The sequence below is a fragment of the Flavobacterium sasangense DSM 21067 genome (assembly GCF_000686885.1).
GTDB lineage: Bacteria > Bacteroidota > Bacteroidia > Flavobacteriales > Flavobacteriaceae > Flavobacterium > Flavobacterium sasangense.
The window spans coordinates 93,918-110,950 of record NZ_JMLU01000010.1; the positions used below are offsets into that span (position 1 = coordinate 93,918).

Below are 17,033 nucleotides of genomic sequence, written 5' to 3' on the forward strand. Positions count from 1 at the left end.
TTACGATTAGCTAATATATAAAAAAATCCCCACAAAAATTGTGAGGATTTCAAATTATAAAGTGTAGTAAGTTTATTTCACCGCTATCATTGAGATTTCAATATTTACGTTTTTTGGTAAACACGCAACTTGTACCGTTTCTCTTGCTGGTGCTGTGGCTTCGTCGAAATAGCTTCCGTAAACACTGTTAATTCTTGTGAAATCTCCCATATTCATAATGAAAATGGTGGTTTTAATTACGTTTTCAAATGTCATGTCGGCTGCGGCTAAAACGGCTTTCATGTTTTCCATTACTTGTTTGGTTTCGGTTTCAATATCGTCTAAAACCAACTCCATAGTAGCTGGGTTTAGTGCAATTTGTCCTGAAGTATACAAAGTGTTGCCAACTAAAACCGCTTGGTTATAAGGCCCAATAGGAGCAGGCGCTTTGTCGGTATAAATGATTTTTTTCATGTTGTTATATATTATCTGAATACTCGGTCTGGTAACTGACGTTTTTCGTATTTAATATCACTAAATATTGAAGAGGAAATTCCGATGAAGAATCCCCAATAGGTATTGGTTCCAAAAGGTACCCAGTTAAAACTCATTCTCCAACTTTCCAAATCGCGTTCAAAACGTAGTTGCGTAAAAGTTACTCCTTTTTGTTTGAAATCATAACCAGAAGAGAAACCTACTTTCCATCTTGGCGCTAATTCAAAATTTCCTGAAGCCATAACAGAATGAGATTGAATTTCATTTTGTCTGTTAGAATTATTGTAAGTTACAGAATATGCCAATCTTAAATCCCAAGGAATTTTATAACTGTACCATTCTAAATTTTTATTATCATTTTCTTTATCCTTGTTAAATAAACTTTGACGTGAATCACTTAAATCGGTACTTCTTCCAAACAAATCATCACCTGTTCCTCCATTTTGTAAGTTTTGTTTCGACTCTTTGTCTTTTTTGTCAAAATCATTACTTGAAAAATTGTAGTTAATAGTCATGTTAGCTCTTGGCAAACGCAATAAACTACCACCATTATCAATGTTTAATTTGTCAATTCTTCTCCCTGTATTGTCTATTGCAAAAGCATCTAATATGGCAGCAAAATTCACATTCATTTTTTGTTTTAAAAGTTGTGTTCCTCCAGATACTGATATTTCTGACCATTTCAAAGAATCAGCCGCAATGTCATAACCTATTGCGAAATTAAGATTGTTCAAAAGCATTACTTTTTTAGCTTCTCCTTTTTTACTTTCTTTATCTCTTACTTTGGCTTCAAATGTATTACTTACCGAAAAATTCATTCGATTTGAAAAATTATTAGATGGAGATCCAAAAAGACCACCTTCAAATTTGGTATAATCTGCAAAATTAATACCCGTGGCATCTAAAGCATACTTTTCAAAATACTGATTGAAATTTGGCGTATAACCATAACCAATGTTTGGACGCATTACATGGCGTATAGCTTGAATTTTTTTATCTTCTCCAAAATTGAAGGTTCCATAAAGCGTAGTTCCAATACCCGCTGTAAAGTTATAAGTTCTGAAAGCTTCAAATCCATTAACATCTTGAGTGACAACTTTGTTTTCCGTTGGGTTAAAACTCTTTTTTATGGTATTCATAACCCAGACTTCATTATAAGTTGTTCCAGCAGAAACACTAAAATATTTAAATATTTTAAAATTAGTGCTTATTGGAATAGAGTGTTGAAAACCAGATTTTGCATCTCTAAACATTTGAGAAGTAAAAAACAGAGAATCATTAGTTTGGATTCGATTTTCTCCTCTTAAATTATATTGAAGATTGATATTTTTTATTATTCCTTTTTTGATACCATCTTTTGGAGCAAACGGAAAAATACGATCAACACTAGCTTGAAATGTAGGTAGTGTCATGTTAATGATTTGAGTATTCGTATTCTGAGAATGCGTTGCTGAAACAGACATGTTTACTTGCGGTACAGTTCTAAATGTTTTAGAAAAAGATACCGATGAACTTAAGTTGTTGTTTAAACTAGAGCCAACGTTATTCATATTAATAGACTGTCTAAAGTATTGACTACTTCCTAAATTTACAGAAGCAGAAAATCTTGAATCAGCAGAAGCTTTTGCGTCTTGTGCATGTGACCACTGAATATTATATTGTCTAGATTTCACATAATCAGGAAAGCCTCTTTCACTAACAATATTATTTTCGAATCTAATATTTACACGTCCGTTAAATTTGTAACGTTTTGCATAATTACTCTCTGCCCGTAAACCGTAACTTCCATTGGTGTAATAGTCACCAAGTACAGCTAAATCATAATAATCACTTAGAGCAAAATAATAACCGCCATTTTGAAGAAAATAACCTTGTCTGTTATTTTGTCCTGGTGTTGGCATAATAAATCCAGATAAACTTTTTTCTGTTATTGGAAAATAAGCAAATGGTAAGCCTATGGGAGTAGGAACGTCCATAATTACCATATTCGTTAATCCTGCCACCACTTTTTTCTTTGGAACAAATTTTACTTTTCTAACTAAAAAATAATATTCAGGATCGTCGATATTTTTTGAAGTTGTCATTCGGGCATTCTTCATAAAATATACGGAATCATTTTCTTTTTTAGAAATTTCGGCTTTTATGAATAATTCACCTTGTGTAGTTCTTGAGTTCCAAACTTTTGCTCGTTTTGATTTGGTATGGAAAATAATCGAATCGGGTTCAATAATATTTTGACCTTGTTTAAAAACGGGGCGTTGAATATAATTTCCTGCAGAATCTTTAAGTCTTCCAGCATATACAAGGTTTTTTTCGTAGTCTAAAACTATTTTACCAGCTTTTAATTCAAAATCCGTATAATAAATTTCTGCTTCGTCGTGTAGGGTTACTGTTTTTTTCTTTTGATCAAGTTTTTCGTATTCTTTCGCTTTCATGTTAACGACGCCTTCTAAAAATGGTTTACTCTTTTTAGAGGTATCAACAACAGTAGAATCTTTTACTTTTTGAAGATCCGTTTTTGTTAAAGTTACAGTACCCGGAATCGGATTATCTTGAGAAAAAACAGAAGTGGTTCCTAGTGTTAGAAAAATTACTGAAAAAACGATATGAAATAACTTTGTATGCAATGCTTTTAATAGTATTTTTGTAAAAATTTGGCTCACTTTTTGAAGTGTCAAACTTACATATATTTTTTTGCAAAAATAATGTTTTAATAAAATTATAACTTATAATACCTATCATTTGTTTTATGCCATCAAAAAAAAATACTAAAAAGCTGTTTTTATGGGTTTTACTTTTATCTATCACCTTTGGATTTAGTCAAAATAATGCTAAATTTAAAGTGGTTTTAGATGCCGGTCATGGAGGAAAAGATCCAGGAGCTGTAAAAAATGGAGTGCAAGAGAAAGATGTTGCACTTGATGTGGTATTAAAAATTGGAAAAATTTTAGAAAAAAATAAAGATGTTGAAGTTATCTACACTAGAAAAACAGATGTTTTCATAGAATTAAGAGAACGTGCTAACATCGCAAATAAAGCTAAAGCTAATTTGTTTGTTTCCGTTCATTGTAATTCGGTTAAGACAGGAAATCCAATTGGAGCAATGACTTTGGTAATGGGAATGTCAAGAACCGGAACCAATTTAGAAATTGCAAAAACAGAAAATGCAGTAATTTTTCAAGAAACAGACTATAAAACGAAATATAAAGGTTTTGATCCCAATAATCCCGAAACATTAATTGGTTTAAAAATCATACAAGAAGAGTCATTGCTGCAGAGTATTGAATTAGCAACTTTAATTCAAAATCAATTTCGATATGAATTAAAAAGAAAAGATAAAGGAGTTCATCAACAACCTTTATGGGTTTTAGATGCTACAGTTATGCCTGGTGTTCTTATTGAATTGGGTTTTGTTTCTCACCCTGATGAAGCTAAATATTTGAGTTCTGAAAGCGGAAAAGAAGAAATGTCAGAATCTATTTCTAATGCTATTTTGGCTTACAAAAATGATTTTTTCAGTGGAGGAGAAGTGACAGAAATAGAAACTGTTGTTGTGCCAAAAGCATCAACTTCTACTAAGACAAGTACAGATTCAGAAAGAGTTACAACAGAAAAGAATAACTCAAAATCAAGTAAAACCTATTACAAAGTACAAATTTGTGCTGGAAATAAAAAAGTGGAAACAAAACCTGCTAATTTTAAAGGTTTAAAAGGAATTACTTTTGAAAAAGAAAACAAACTATACAAGTATTTTTATGGTGAAGAAACGGATTATAATGCTTGTAAGAAAAAATTAGATGAAGCTAAGAAAAAAGGATATACTTCTGCTTATATTGTAACTTTTAAGAATTAATAATCAATTGCATATGTTAAAGAGAATCGTTTTTGTAGTGATTGCAATGTGTGTTTTTCCAGTATTCGGTCAAAGCCAAAAATTTAAAGTTGTTTTAGATGCGGGTCACGGTGGAAAAGATTATGGAGCAGTGTATCATGGTAATATTGAAAAAAATATTGCCCTACAAACGGTGTTACGAGTTGGCGCTATTTTAGAAAAAGATCCTCAAATTGATGTTGTATATACGCGTAAATCAGATGTTTTTATCGAATTACAACAACGTGCTAATATTGCCAACAAGTCTAAAGGGAGCATTTTTGTTTCCATGCATTGTAATGCTAATAAAAATCAAGCGGCTTCAGGAAATGAAACGTATGTTATGGGTATTACTCGTAATGCTTCCAATTTAGAAGTAGCAAAAAACGAAAATGAAGTAGTTACTTTAGAAACCGATTATAAAATAAAATACGATGGTTTCGACCCAAATTCTCCAGAATCCGTAATTGGAATTTCAATACTTCAAGAAGAACATTTAGATCAAAGTATCGAATTAGCAGGAAGAGTTCAGGAATTTTTTACTAAGAAAACCGACAACAAAAATAGAGGGGTAAAACAAGCAGGATTCTTAGTATTACGACAAATTACAATGCCAAGAGTTTTGATTGAAATGGGATTCGTTTCAAATAAAGAAGAAGGAGCATTTTTAAATTCAGAAGAAGGTCAAGATAAATTAGCTGAAGCTATTGCGGGTGCTATTATGGATTATAAAAATGAGTTTTTCAATCCTTCTAATAATGATAACGGTAAAGAAGAGGTAAAAGTTGTAGATAAAAAGGAGGAAACAATAGTTAAAGACACTCCAAAAAAAGAGGTTCCAATTAAAGCAAAAGAAATAGTTACCGAGAAAGGAATTGTTTTTAAAATTCAAATTTCGGCAAGTACTAAAGAATTAGCAACAACTCCTTCAAACTTTAAAGGATTAAGTCCAATTTCTGTTGAATCTACAGGAAGTTTATATAAATACTTTTTTGCGTCCGAAAAAAATTACGATGCTGCTAAGCAAAAATTGGAGGAGGCCAAGCAAAAAGGATATTCTACAGCCTTTATTGTTGCTTATAAAGATGGAATAAAAATAAGCGTAACCGATGCAATAAAATAAAATAAAAGTTTATTTTTGTTAAAAATTATTAAGCTTTGAAACTAACAAAAGAAATCAAAACCGCCGTCCTCGTTATTGTATCTATATTATTATTCATTTGGGGATATAATTTTTTAAAAGGAAAAAACCTTTTCGATAATAGCAACAAATTGTATGTAGTGTTTGATTCTGTTGAAGGATTAGCTCCATCATCTATAGTTACTATTAAAGGAGTTCCTGTAGGAAGAGTTAATTCATATTCTTTTTTAGAAAATAAAAAGGTTGTAGTTGAATTAGCAATCACTTCAGATTATCCAATTTCAAAAACAAGTGTTGCAGAACTTAGAGGATCATCTCCATTAGGGGGAAAAGAAATTATTATTATTCCAAATGATTCGGATAATAATTTAGTTGTTTCTGGTGATTATTTGAAAGCAAGTAGTAAGCTAGGATTAACAGATGCTTTAGCACAACAGTTAGAACCCTTACAAGATAAAGTTCAAAAGTTATTAGATAATGCTGATGTTTTATTTTCTAATGTAAACGATATATTAGATGAAAAAACAAAACAAAATCTGAAAAGTAGTATTGCGGAGTTAAACAAAACACTTTCTGAATTTAGTGTTGCTTCAAAAAACATCAATGAAATGATTGCAGATAACAAATCGAAAATCAATTCTACAATGACTAATTTAGATAAAACTACTGCTAATTTTTCTAAAATGTCTGACTCACTTGCAAAAGCAAACTTGGGTCAAACCGTTAAAAACTTAGAAAAAACATTGGCAAGTGTAGATAAAATCATGGCCGATATCAATAGTGGTAAAGGCACTATGGGTAAATTGATGAAAGACGATGCTATGTATACTAATTTCACTAATACGTCTAAAGAATTAGAGTTGTTATTACAAGATCTTCGCTTAAATCCAACACGTTATGTAAACGTTTCTCTTTTTGGAAAGAAAAACAAACCTTATGTAGCTCCAGTTAACGATACAATCAAAAAGTAAATTTTATACGATGCAATTTTTAGATAATATTTTCTTCGCATTGCTTTTAGCAGCAGGTGTAGGTTATTTTACAATCAATGTAAAAAAACTAATTCGTAATATTAAATTAGGTCACGATATAGATCGTACTGATAATTCTTCTGAACGTTGGAAGAATATGACGATGGTTGCCTTAGGACAATCTAAAATGGTAAAGCGTCCTGTTGCAGGATTTTTACACATTATAGTATACGTAGGATTCGTAATTATCAACATCGAAGTAATTGAAATTATTATTGATGGACTTTTCGGAACGCATCGTGTTTTGTCTTTCATGGGAGGATTTTATGATGTGTTAATTGGTTCATTCGAAATATTAGCATTCTTAGTATTAGTAGCTGTAATTGTTTTCTGGATTAGAAGAAATGTTACCAAATTAGGTCGTTTCGCTAGTTCAGATTTGGATGGAAAACCTAGAAATGACGCCAACTATATTCTATATTTTGAAGTAGTTTTAATGACGTTATTCTTAGTAATGAATGCAGCTGATTTCCATTTGCAAAACTTAGGAATAGGTCATTATAATCAAGCAGGAAGTTTCCCAATTTCTCAATTTATTGCTCCAATTTTCAATGGTATGAGTGAAGGTTCAGTTGTACTTATTGAAAGAACTGCTTGGTGGTTTCACATTGCTGGAATCTTAGTTTTCTTAAACTATTTATATTTTTCTAAACATTTACACATTTTATTAGCTTTCCCAAATACGTACTTTGCAGATTTGAATGCGAAGGGGAAATTAAATAACTTAGAAAGTGTAACAAATGAAGTTAAATTAATGATGGATCCAAATGCTGATCCATTCGCAGCGCCAGCAAATCCTGATGCTGTTCCAGCAAAGTTTGGTGCTTCTGATGTTCAAGATTTAAATTGGGTGCAGTTATTAAACGCTTACAGTTGTACCGAATGTGGTCGTTGTACTTCATCATGCCCAGCGAACCAAACAGGTAAAAAATTATCACCTCGTAAGATTATGATGGATACGCGTGATCGTTTAGAGGAAGTAGGAAGAAATATCGATTTAAATAAAGGTGTATTTGTTGATGATGGAAAATCATTATTAAACGATTACATTACTACAGAAGAATTATGGGCTTGTACAACTTGTAATGCTTGTGTGGAAGAATGTCCAATCAATATTAGTCCGCTATCAATTATTATCGATATGCGTCGTTACTTAGTAATGGAACAAAGTGCTGCCCCAATGGAACTTAACAATATGATGAGTAATATTGAAAATAATGGTGCGCCTTGGCCTTATAATCAAATGGATCGTTTAAATTGGGTAAACGAATAATTTTACATTAACTATCTTAAATAGTATATAATATGTCAGAAAATTTAATTGTACCAACAATGGCCCAAATGATGGCCGAAGGAAAACAACCTGAAATTTTATTTTGGGTAGGTTCTGCTGGTAGTTTCGATGACAGGGCAAAAAAAATCACAAGAGCTTTCGTTAAAATTTTAAATAGAGCAAATGTTAACTTTGCAGTTTTAGGAACCGAAGAAAGTTGTACAGGAGATATAGCCAAAAGAGCTGGAAATGAATTTTTGTTTCAAATGCAAGCTTTCATGAATATTGAATTGCTTAATGCTTACGAAGTAAAGAAAATTGTAACCTGTGATCCACATTCATTTAACTGTTTAAAAAATGAATATCCAAGTTTAGGTGGAAATTATGAAGTTTTACACCATACGCAATTTATTCAACAACTTTTAAAAGAAGGGCGTATTGATTTTAATAAAGATACGTATAAAGGAAGCCGTATAACGTTTCACGATCCTTGCTATTTAGGTAGAGCAAACAATGAATATCAAGCTCCAAGAGAAATTTTGTCTCAAACAAATGCTCAAATTGTTGAGATGAAACGAAGTAAAAGTTCTGCATTATGTTGTGGAGCGGGTGGTGCTCAAATGTTTAAAGAACCTGAAAAAGGAAACATGGATATTAACGTTTTAAGAACACAAGATGCGCTTGAAACTACCCCAAATATTATCGCTACAGGATGTCCTTATTGTAATACAATGATGACCGATGGAGTAAAATTTGCACACAAAGAAAACGAAGTTAAAGTGTTAGATATTGCAGAAATAATAGCAAACGCACAAAATTTATAATTTAAAACTGAACATGAAAAAAATCTTATTATTACTTGTCCTTGTAGGAAATGTTGCATTTGCTCAAAAACTAACTAAAGATCAATTATCTGAAAAATTAGCTGAAAAAGCTTGTGGTTGTGCTGAAAAGCAAGAGATTACTAAAGATAATTTTGAATTAACTATTGGAATTTGTCTATTAGAAGGTATTAATGCTTACGAAAAAGATGTAGAAAAACATTATGGTAAGGATGTAATTTCTAACGACAAAAAAATGGAAGAGTTGGGATATGAAATTGGAAAAAAAATGGGTTTGAAATGTCCAACAGTTTTTAAATTCATGTTAGAGGATGAAGAAGGTGATAGTGCTGATGTAGATGATTCAGATGAACTTACTATTACTGGAAAAATTGCTGAAATTAAATCTGAACAGTTTTTAACTTTTATTGTTAAAGAAGAATCAGGTAAAACAAATCAATTTATTTTATTAAGTAGTTTTGATAATGCATTTTTATTAACAGATAAAGTATTAAAAGCTACTGATGCTGTTGATGTTACCTATTATGAAATGGAATTATTTGATGCTAAATTAGGTAAATTCGTATCTTATAAAATTGTTACTGATATCACAAAAAAATAATCATGTTTGTACCATTTGATACCTTACCAGAAGAATCAAAAATTTGGATTTATCAGTCCAATAGAAAATTTTCTGATGAAGAAATTCAAGAAATTGAAAAAGACTTGACTTCCTTTTTAGAGAATTGGACTGCTCATGGTCAACATCTTGAAGCTTCGTTTGTAACAAGATATAATCGTTTTATTATTATTGCTGTAAATCAGGAAGTACAAGCTGCTACTGGTTGTTCTATTGATGCTTCGGTACAATTTATCCAAAACTTAGAACAAAAATATAATGTAGATTTATTAGACAAAATGAACGTTACTTTCAAAGTAGGCGATCATGTTGCTTTTAAACCGCTTATCGAATTTAAAAAAATGGCTAAAGAAAAAGCTGTTTCAGAAAATACAATTGTCTTCAATAATCTTTTAAATACTTTAGGAGAGTGGCAAGATTTCTGGGAAGTTCCTGCTAGTGAAAGTTGGCACAATAGATTTTTTTAGATTCATTTTCAAAAAAGCTCATGGATAGCGATATATTTTTATTAAGCATTTCTGGTCACGACAAACCGGGATTAACATCTTCATTAACAGCTGTTTTAGCAGCGTATGATGCAAATGTTCTCGATATTGGCCAAGCTAATATTCACGATACACTTTCATTAGGTATATTATTCCAAATTAAATCTGGAAAAAAATCGGCTGCTGTTTTAAAAGATATCTTATTCAAATCTTATGAATTAGGAATTAAAGCAAAATTTAAACCCATTTCTCTTGAAGATTACGAGAAATGGGTTAATCTTCAAGGAAAAGACCGTTATATCGTAACGCTTTTAGGAGAAAAATTAACTGCCGAACAAATTTCTCGTGTAACACAGGTTATTTCTGAAAAGAATTTAAATATCGATGCTATCAAGCGTTTAACAGGAAGAGTTTCTCTAGTTAAAGAAGATGATTATCCAAGATCTTCTATTCAATTATCAATTCGAGGAGTAATTCATGATAAATCTGAATTTACCGAAAAATTCATGGCTATTTCGTCCGAATTAAATCTAGATATTGCCTTTCAAGAAGATAATATTTTTAGAAGAAACAGACGTTTAGTTTGCTTTGATATGGATTCCACTTTAATCCAAACCGAAGTAATTGATGAATTAGCTGAACTCGCAGGCGTTGGCGAACAAGTAAAAGCCATTACAGAATCTGCAATGCAAGGCGAAATTGATTTTCAAGAAAGTTTCAAACAAAGAATGCGACTTTTAAAAGGTTTAAGTGAAGAAGTTCTAGAAGAAGTTGCCATTAATTTACCCATCACAAAAGGAGCAAGACGATTAATCGATACTTTAAAATCGTATGGTTTTAAAACGGCAATTTTATCAGGTGGATTTACTTATTTTGGAAAATATCTACAAAAAGAATTAGGAATCGATTACGTTTATGCCAATGAATTAGAAATCAAAGATGGAGTTCTAACCGGTGGATATATTGGTGAAATTGTAGACGGAAATAAAAAAGCCGAATATCTAAAAGAAATCGCACACAAAGAAGGAATTCATATTAACCAAACCATTGCTGTTGGTGATGGCGCTAATGATTTACCTATGTTGAATCTAGCTGGTTTAGGAATTGCTTTTCATGCAAAACCAAAAGTAAAAGACAACGCTCAAAGTTCTATTTCAAGCATTGGTTTAGATGGTGTTTTGTATTTGTTAGGCTACCACGACCGCCATATCGATTTGATGGATTAGTCTATTCATGTCTTCGTAAAAAAGAATAGAATCCCTAGTTAACAACTTTCTTCATAAAATAAACCTAAAACACTTTATTTTAAAGCTAAGATGTAGTATTTTGGCATGGATTTAGTTCTAAGTTAAAAAATCAAACAATAATTTATGCAAAGAGTGCTCACCCTACTGTTTTCGGTAGTTTTCATACATATATCATTTTCCCAAAATAAAACTAAACCTGTTTTAACTGCTAAAAAAGTGGTTTCCCAACAAGTTTGGGTGGACAGTATTTACAACCAATTTTCGTTTGAAGAAAAAGTGGGGCAGTTGTTTATGGTTGCCGCGTATTCCAATAAAGATGAAGCACACAATAAATCCATCGATAAATTAGTTGAAGAATATAAAATTGGAGGTTTGATTTTCTTTCAAGGCGGACCAGTGCGTCAAGCAAAATTAACCAATAGATATCAAGCAAAATCAAAAGTGCCATTGTTCATCGGAATTGATGCCGAATGGGGATTAAGCATGCGATTGGATTCTACCTATTGTTATCCATGGAACATGACATTAGGTGCAGTTCAAGACATGAAATTGATTGAAAAAGCTGGAAATCAAATGGCAAAACAATCAAAGCGAATGGGAATTCACTTCAATTTTGCTCCAGTTGTTGACATCAATACGAATCCAAAAAATCCAATTATTGGCAATCGTTCGTTTGGAGAAACTAAAGAAAACGTAACCGCTAGAGCCATTGCTTTAATGAAAGGTTTACAAGACGAAGGCGTTTATGCAACAGCGAAACATTTTCCAGGTCATGGCGATACTTCAACTGATTCACATCATACATTACCGGTTGTAAATTTTGATAGAAATCGATTAAATGATGTGGAACTTTTTCCATATAAAGAATTGATTAAAAACGGATTAACTAGTGTTATGGTGGCGCATTTAAATGTGCCAAGTTTAGAGCCAAGAGAAAATTACCCAACATCTATTTCCTATCCTGTAGTTACTGATATTCTTAAAAAAGAATTGCAATTTGAAGGTTTAATTTTTACTGATGCCTTAAATATGAAAGGGGCAAGTAATTTTAAAAAACCAGGAGATATTGATTTGGAGGCTTTTTTAGCTGGTAATGATGTTTTATTATTTGCAGAAAATGTTCCTGTTGCGATTAAAAAATTTAAAGAAGCTTTTGATACAGGAATTATTACTGAAGATCGTTTGATGTATTCAGTAAAAAAGATTTTAGCCTATAAATACAAATCAAATTTGAACAACTACCAACCAATTGTTTTAGATAATTTATACAAAGATTTGAATGCAGTAGAATATGATGCTTTAAATTATAAATTATACGAAAATGCCGTTACTATTGTCAAAAATCATGATAAATTAGTTCCGGTTCGCGATATTGAAAAAGAGAAAATCGCTTACATTAAATTAGGAAACGATAAATCCGATACCTTTCTAGCAAATTTGAGAAATTACGCTTCTATTAGTGAAATTACCAATAAGAATTTAGATTCGGTTTTAGTACAATTACAAGATTATACGAAAGTGATTATTGGATATCACAAACAAGATGGTGCTTGGAGAAATCACAATTTGAATTTTAAAGAAATGCTTTGGATTAATCAAATTGCGAAGCAAAATGATGTGATTTTGACTTGTTTTACGAAACCATATTCGTTAACTAATTTAAAGAATTTTGAAGATATTGAAACTATTATAGTTGCTTATCAAAACAACGATATTGCCCAAACGATTGCGCCACAAATTATCTTTGGAGCAATGGGAGCTAAAGGAAAACTACCTGTTTCAATTGATGACGAATTCAAAGTAAATGAAGGAATTGAAACATTAGAAATCAAACGTTTAGGATTTACAATTCCAGAAAACGTAGGCATGAATTCAAAAGTATTAACAAAAATTGATTCCATTGCTAATCATGCTATTTCTAAGAGAATGACGCCTGGACTTCAAGTGGTTGTAGCTCGAAAAGGAAAAGTTATTTACCAAAAATCATTTGGAAATCACACCTATGAATCGAATCAAAAAGTAAGTAATACGGATGTTTATGATATTGCTTCTTTGACAAAAATTGTTGCAACTTTACCAAATGTCATGCAAGAATTTGATCAAGGTCATTTAACTTTAGAAACGAAATTAAAAACCATGTTACCTGAAGCTAAAAACTCTAATAAAGCTAATGCTACAGTTTTAGATATGTTAACACATCAGGCTCGTTTTCAACCTTGGATTCCTTTTTATAAAGCTACTTTAGACAGTTTGAACCGTCCGAGTACGCATTTTTACAGAACTGAATTTTCAGATGATTTTCCAATCCACGTTGCCGATAAATTATATTTGAGAAAAGATTATAATGATACCATTATCAATACTATTTTAAAAAGTGATTTATTACCAAAAAAACAATACAAATACAGCGATTTTACTTTTATTCTTTTTAAAGAATATTTAGAGTTACATAGCAAAAAATCACTTGAAGAATTAGCTCATACAAATTTTTTCGAGCCTTTAGGTGCTAATTCTATTATGTACAATCCGTTACGAAAAATGAATGCAAATAGAATTATTCCGACGGAAAATGATACGTATTTCAGACATCAGTTAGTGCAAGGATATGTACATGATATGGCGGCTGCGATGCAAGGCGGAATTTCTGGTCATGCAGGATTGTTTGCAAATGCTTTAGATGTAGCAAAAGTGATGCAAATGTATCTTCAAAAGGGAAGTTATGGGGGTAGAACTTATATTTCTGAAAATACGTTTAATATGTTCAATACCTGTTATTTCTGTAAAGATGGTAATAGAAGAGGAGTTGGTTTTGATAAACCGCAATTAGGAAATGAAGGTCCAACATGTGGTTGCGTTTCACTAACAAGTTTCGGACATACTGGTTTTACAGGAACTATGACTTGGGCTGATCCAGAAAAAGAGATTGTATATGTCTTCTTATCTAACAGGACATATCCAGATTCTAACGCTGCGAATAAATTATCTAAAGAAAATATCAGAGAGAATATTCAGAAAGTAATTTACGAAGCTATTGTTGAGTAATTTTTGTAAATTTAATATTCTAATTTTAAAAGAACAACTATGACATCAGCAGCAATAACAGTAGAACAATACATCAACGAAGCTCCAGAAGACAGAAGAGAAGCGTTACACAAATTAAGAAATATAATTTTAGAAAATCTTCCAGAAGGTTTTCAGGAAGGAATTGGTTATGGTATGATTGGTTATTCTGTTCCTCATTCAATCTATCCTCCAGGTTATCACTGTACTCCAGAATTGCCTTTACCATTCATGTCATTCGCAAGTCAGAAGAATAGCATCAATTTTTATCATATGGGAATTTATGCTAAGCCTGAATTATATGATTGGTTTGTAACCGAATACCCAAAACATTCTAAACAAAAATTAGACATTGGCAAAAGCTGTTTGCGCATCAAAAAGCCTGAAAATATTCCGTTTGAATTGATTGGGGAATTAGTAAAAAAAGTTACAGTACAAGATTGGATAGCTACTTATGAAGCAGCTTTTAAAAAATAATTTTTAACAAATGTTTTAGAGTTGCCAACGCTAGAAGTGGTAATTTTATTTCAAAATTTATATAAATGAAAATTGCTATAGTTTGTTATCCTACATTTGGAGGAAGTGGCGTAGTTGCTACTGAACTCGGTTTGGAGTTAGCTAAAAGAGGTCATGAAATTCACTTCATTACATACAGTCAACCCGTGCGTTTGGCATTGTTAAATCCAAATGTACATTACCATGAAGTTCACGTTCCAGAATATCCGTTGTTTCATTATCAACCTTACGAATTAGCACTTTCTAGTAAGTTGGTTGATATGGTGAAATTGTACAAAATTGATGTTTTACACGTGCATTATGCCATTCCACATGCTTATGCAGGTTACATGGCAAAACAAATGTTAGCAGATGAAGGCATTCATATTCCAATGGTCACCACGCTTCACGGAACCGATATTACGTTAGTGGGAAATCACCCATTTTACAAACCAGCAGTAAGTTTCAGTATCAATAAATCAGATGTGGTAACGAGTGTTTCACAAAGTTTAAAAGACGATACGTATCGTTTGTTTGATATTAAAAAAGAAATTGAAGTTATCCCGAATTTCATCGAGTTAAACAAAGATAAATTAAAAGAAAATATTCCGTGTCATCGTTCGTTAATGGCGAATGAGGATGAGAAAATTATAACTCATATTTCCAATTTCAGAAAAGTAAAACGAATCGAAGATATTGTAAAAATCTTTTATGAAATTCAGAAAGAAGTGCCATCTAAATTAATGATGGTAGGAGAAGGTCCAGAAAAAGAAGGAGCAGAGCAATTATGTGAACAATTAGGAATTCAAAATAAAGTGATTTTCTTTGGAAATAGTAATGAAATTGATAAAATTTTATGTTTCTCCGATTTGTTCTTATTACCTTCAGAAACCGAAAGTTTCGGATTAGCCGCATTAGAAGCTATGGCTTGTGGTGTTCCTGTAATTTCAAGTAATTCTGGTGGACTTCCCGAAGTAAATAAAGATGACTTTTCTGGTTATTTGAGTGATGTTGGCGATGTCACTAAAATGAGTCGTGATGCTATTTCGTTGTTAAAAGATGAGGAAAAATTAGCGCAATTTAAAGTGAATGCTTTAGAAACAGCTAAACTTTTTGATATTCAAAATATCATGCCTTTATATGAGCAAGTTTATTTTAAAGCTTTAAATTCAAAATAATGATCAAATTTTTACCTTTAATTTTAGTAATTATATCTTGTAGTACTTCGTCTCCAAAACAAGTAGTAGACTCTTCTTTTTCGGTAATTTTTAAAAGTGAAATAGGTGGAGCCGAAAAATCGAGTCACTTGTTAATACAAAATAATGAATCGTATATTCAATTTATAGAATCTCTAAAATTAGACGAATCGCAATATGCTAATTTTTTAAAAGTTGATTTTAAAAAGAAAGATGTATTAGTTTTATATCAAGGACAAAAAACATCTGGAGGTTATTCAATTGATGTTGAATCAGTAGTAAATGATAATTCCACTATAGTGGTAAAGAAAAAAGAAATACAACCTAAAGCAGGTGAAATTACAACAACTGTAATTACGTCACCTTATTGTATAGCTTTAATACCAAAAGGCAAAAAATTAATAATAGAATAAAAAAAAGTCCCGAATTAATCGGGACTTTTATATTTTACCATCTATATCTAATTCCTAATGCGATATCTGGACCAAAATCATTATTAATGTTATCATTAAAATAAATTTCAGGTCTAAAGTCTAATGATAATTGTATTGGAGCTTCTTGAAAATTGTATTCGATTCCGATGTCACCTGCAACAAATAATACTGTTTCATTCTCACCATTGTATTTTACACCATTAAATGTATAATCTTTACCACTCCATGAGCCAATTCCTCCACCAACTCCAGCATACCAATTAAAACCACCTTCAATGTTCCAAACCCATTGATAGATACCTGTTAATTTGAATGCATTATAATCTTTTCCATCTCTCCAACCCAAGTCAAGTTCTAAACGATTATTTTTACTCAAACCTCTTTGGTAAGAAATTTCTCCACCAAAACCATCGTTGTCACCTAAACGCAATCCTAATGCGTTTTTAGAAATGTCCTGAGCCTGTGCGCTGAATGCTAAGCCTAGTAGCATAAAAGCAGATAAAATTAATTTCTTCATAACCCGTTGGGTGAAATTATTTGAAGTAAAATAAATTGAAAAAATGTTGGTCAAGATACTGAAAATCAGTATCTTGAAGTCGCAAAACAACCAACATTTATGACAAATATAGTTAAAAATTATTTTAGAGTATTAGAAGTTATAAGTTCTTTGAATTTTGAGTTGGATTTTAAATCAGGAATTGGCAGAAAGCCAAAAATGTCTGACATAGAAGTAGTTGCCTTGAGTTTGACAGCAGAATTTATGTCAATAGACAGCGAAAATTCACTTTTCAAACAGCTACTACCAGGTGAAATTTCCAATCTAATTGAGCGTAGTCAATTTAATAAAAGACGAAAAAAGCTGTTT

15 protein-coding genes and 1 pseudogene are annotated in these 17,033 nt (G+C 31.5%); 13 read left to right on the forward strand and 3 right to left on the reverse strand.

Annotation, left to right across the window (positions count from 1 at the left end; translation table 11 throughout):
- Positions 1-72: 72 nt before the first annotated feature.
- Positions 73-453, reverse strand: a complete 381-nt coding sequence (locus tag BP92_RS0109175; RefSeq protein ID WP_026725791.1) for a RidA family protein — start codon at positions 451-453, stop codon at positions 73-75.
- Positions 454-464: 11 nt separating this feature from the next.
- Positions 465-3,101, reverse strand: a complete 2,637-nt coding sequence (locus BP92_RS0109180) for a putative LPS assembly protein LptD (protein WP_026725792.1) — start codon at positions 3,099-3,101, stop codon at positions 465-467.
- A gap of 122 nt (positions 3,102-3,223) precedes the next feature.
- Here BP92_RS0109180 and BP92_RS0109185 point away from each other — a divergent pair, with 122 nt between their 5' ends.
- The 12 genes from BP92_RS0109185 (at position 3,224) to BP92_RS0109240 (ending at position 16,147) form a co-directional block, all read left to right on the forward strand.
- Positions 3,224-4,327, forward strand: coding sequence for an N-acetylmuramoyl-L-alanine amidase family protein (locus tag BP92_RS0109185; protein ID WP_026725793.1), 1,104 nt, complete (start codon positions 3,224-3,226; stop codon positions 4,325-4,327).
- Positions 4,328-4,340: 13 nt separating this feature from the next.
- Positions 4,341-5,468 carry an N-acetylmuramoyl-L-alanine amidase family protein gene (locus BP92_RS0109190; protein ID WP_051604434.1) on the forward strand — a complete coding sequence of 376 codons (1,128 nt, stop codon included), beginning with the start codon at positions 4,341-4,343 and terminating at the stop codon, positions 5,466-5,468.
- A gap of 35 nt (positions 5,469-5,503) precedes the next feature.
- On the forward strand, positions 5,504-6,457 hold the full coding sequence (locus tag BP92_RS0109195; protein ID WP_026725795.1) for an MlaD family protein: 954 nt from the start codon (positions 5,504-5,506) through the stop codon (positions 6,455-6,457).
- Positions 6,458-6,467: 10 nt separating this feature from the next.
- Positions 6,468-7,790 carry a (Fe-S)-binding protein gene (locus tag BP92_RS0109200; protein WP_026725796.1) on the forward strand — a complete coding sequence of 441 codons (1,323 nt, stop codon included), beginning with the start codon at positions 6,468-6,470 and terminating at the stop codon, positions 7,788-7,790.
- Between the two features lie 32 nt (positions 7,791-7,822).
- Positions 7,823-8,614: a (Fe-S)-binding protein gene (locus BP92_RS0109205; protein WP_026725797.1), complete on the forward strand. Its 792-nt coding sequence runs from the start codon at positions 7,823-7,825 to the stop codon at positions 8,612-8,614.
- Positions 8,615-8,627: 13 nt separating this feature from the next.
- Entirely contained in the window at positions 8,628-9,233 is a 606-nt protein-coding gene (locus BP92_RS0109210; protein WP_026725798.1) for a hypothetical protein, read from the forward strand.
- A gap of 2 nt (positions 9,234-9,235) precedes the next feature.
- On the forward strand, positions 9,236-9,718 hold the full coding sequence (locus BP92_RS0109215; RefSeq protein WP_026725799.1) for a hypothetical protein: 483 nt from the start codon (positions 9,236-9,238) through the stop codon (positions 9,716-9,718).
- A gap of 20 nt (positions 9,719-9,738) precedes the next feature.
- Positions 9,739-10,962, forward strand: a complete 1,224-nt coding sequence (gene serB, locus BP92_RS0109220; RefSeq protein WP_026725800.1) for a phosphoserine phosphatase SerB — start codon at positions 9,739-9,741, stop codon at positions 10,960-10,962.
- A 144-nt stretch (positions 10,963-11,106) separates the two neighbouring features.
- A complete protein-coding gene (locus BP92_RS0109225) occupies positions 11,107-14,025 on the forward strand; it encodes a glycoside hydrolase family 3 N-terminal domain-containing protein (RefSeq protein ID WP_026725801.1) in 2,919 nt (972 codons plus the stop codon).
- 39 nt (positions 14,026-14,064) lie between these two features.
- Positions 14,065-14,520 (forward strand): DUF1801 domain-containing protein, encoded by a 456-nt coding sequence (locus BP92_RS0109230; RefSeq protein ID WP_026725802.1) that lies wholly within the window; start codon positions 14,065-14,067, stop codon positions 14,518-14,520.
- A 65-nt stretch (positions 14,521-14,585) separates the two neighbouring features.
- On the forward strand, positions 14,586-15,716 hold the full coding sequence (bshA, locus tag BP92_RS0109235) for an N-acetyl-alpha-D-glucosaminyl L-malate synthase BshA (RefSeq protein ID WP_026725803.1): 1,131 nt from the start codon (positions 14,586-14,588) through the stop codon (positions 15,714-15,716).
- Complete coding sequence (locus BP92_RS0109240) at positions 15,716-16,147, forward strand: protease complex subunit PrcB family protein (protein WP_026725804.1); 432 nt, start codon at positions 15,716-15,718, stop codon at positions 16,145-16,147. Before bshA ends, BP92_RS0109240 begins: the two co-directional genes overlap by 1 nt.
- Before the next feature lie 34 nt (positions 16,148-16,181).
- On the opposite strand, the gene BP92_RS0109245 is transcribed toward BP92_RS0109240, so the two are convergent.
- On the reverse strand, positions 16,182-16,685 hold the full coding sequence (locus BP92_RS0109245) for a hypothetical protein (RefSeq protein WP_026725805.1): 504 nt from the start codon (positions 16,683-16,685) through the stop codon (positions 16,182-16,184).
- 99 nt (positions 16,686-16,784) lie between these two features.
- Here BP92_RS0109245 and BP92_RS0109250 point away from each other — a divergent pair.
- Positions 16,785-17,033: pseudogene (locus BP92_RS0109250) on the forward strand (IS982 family transposase); the annotation flags it as partial.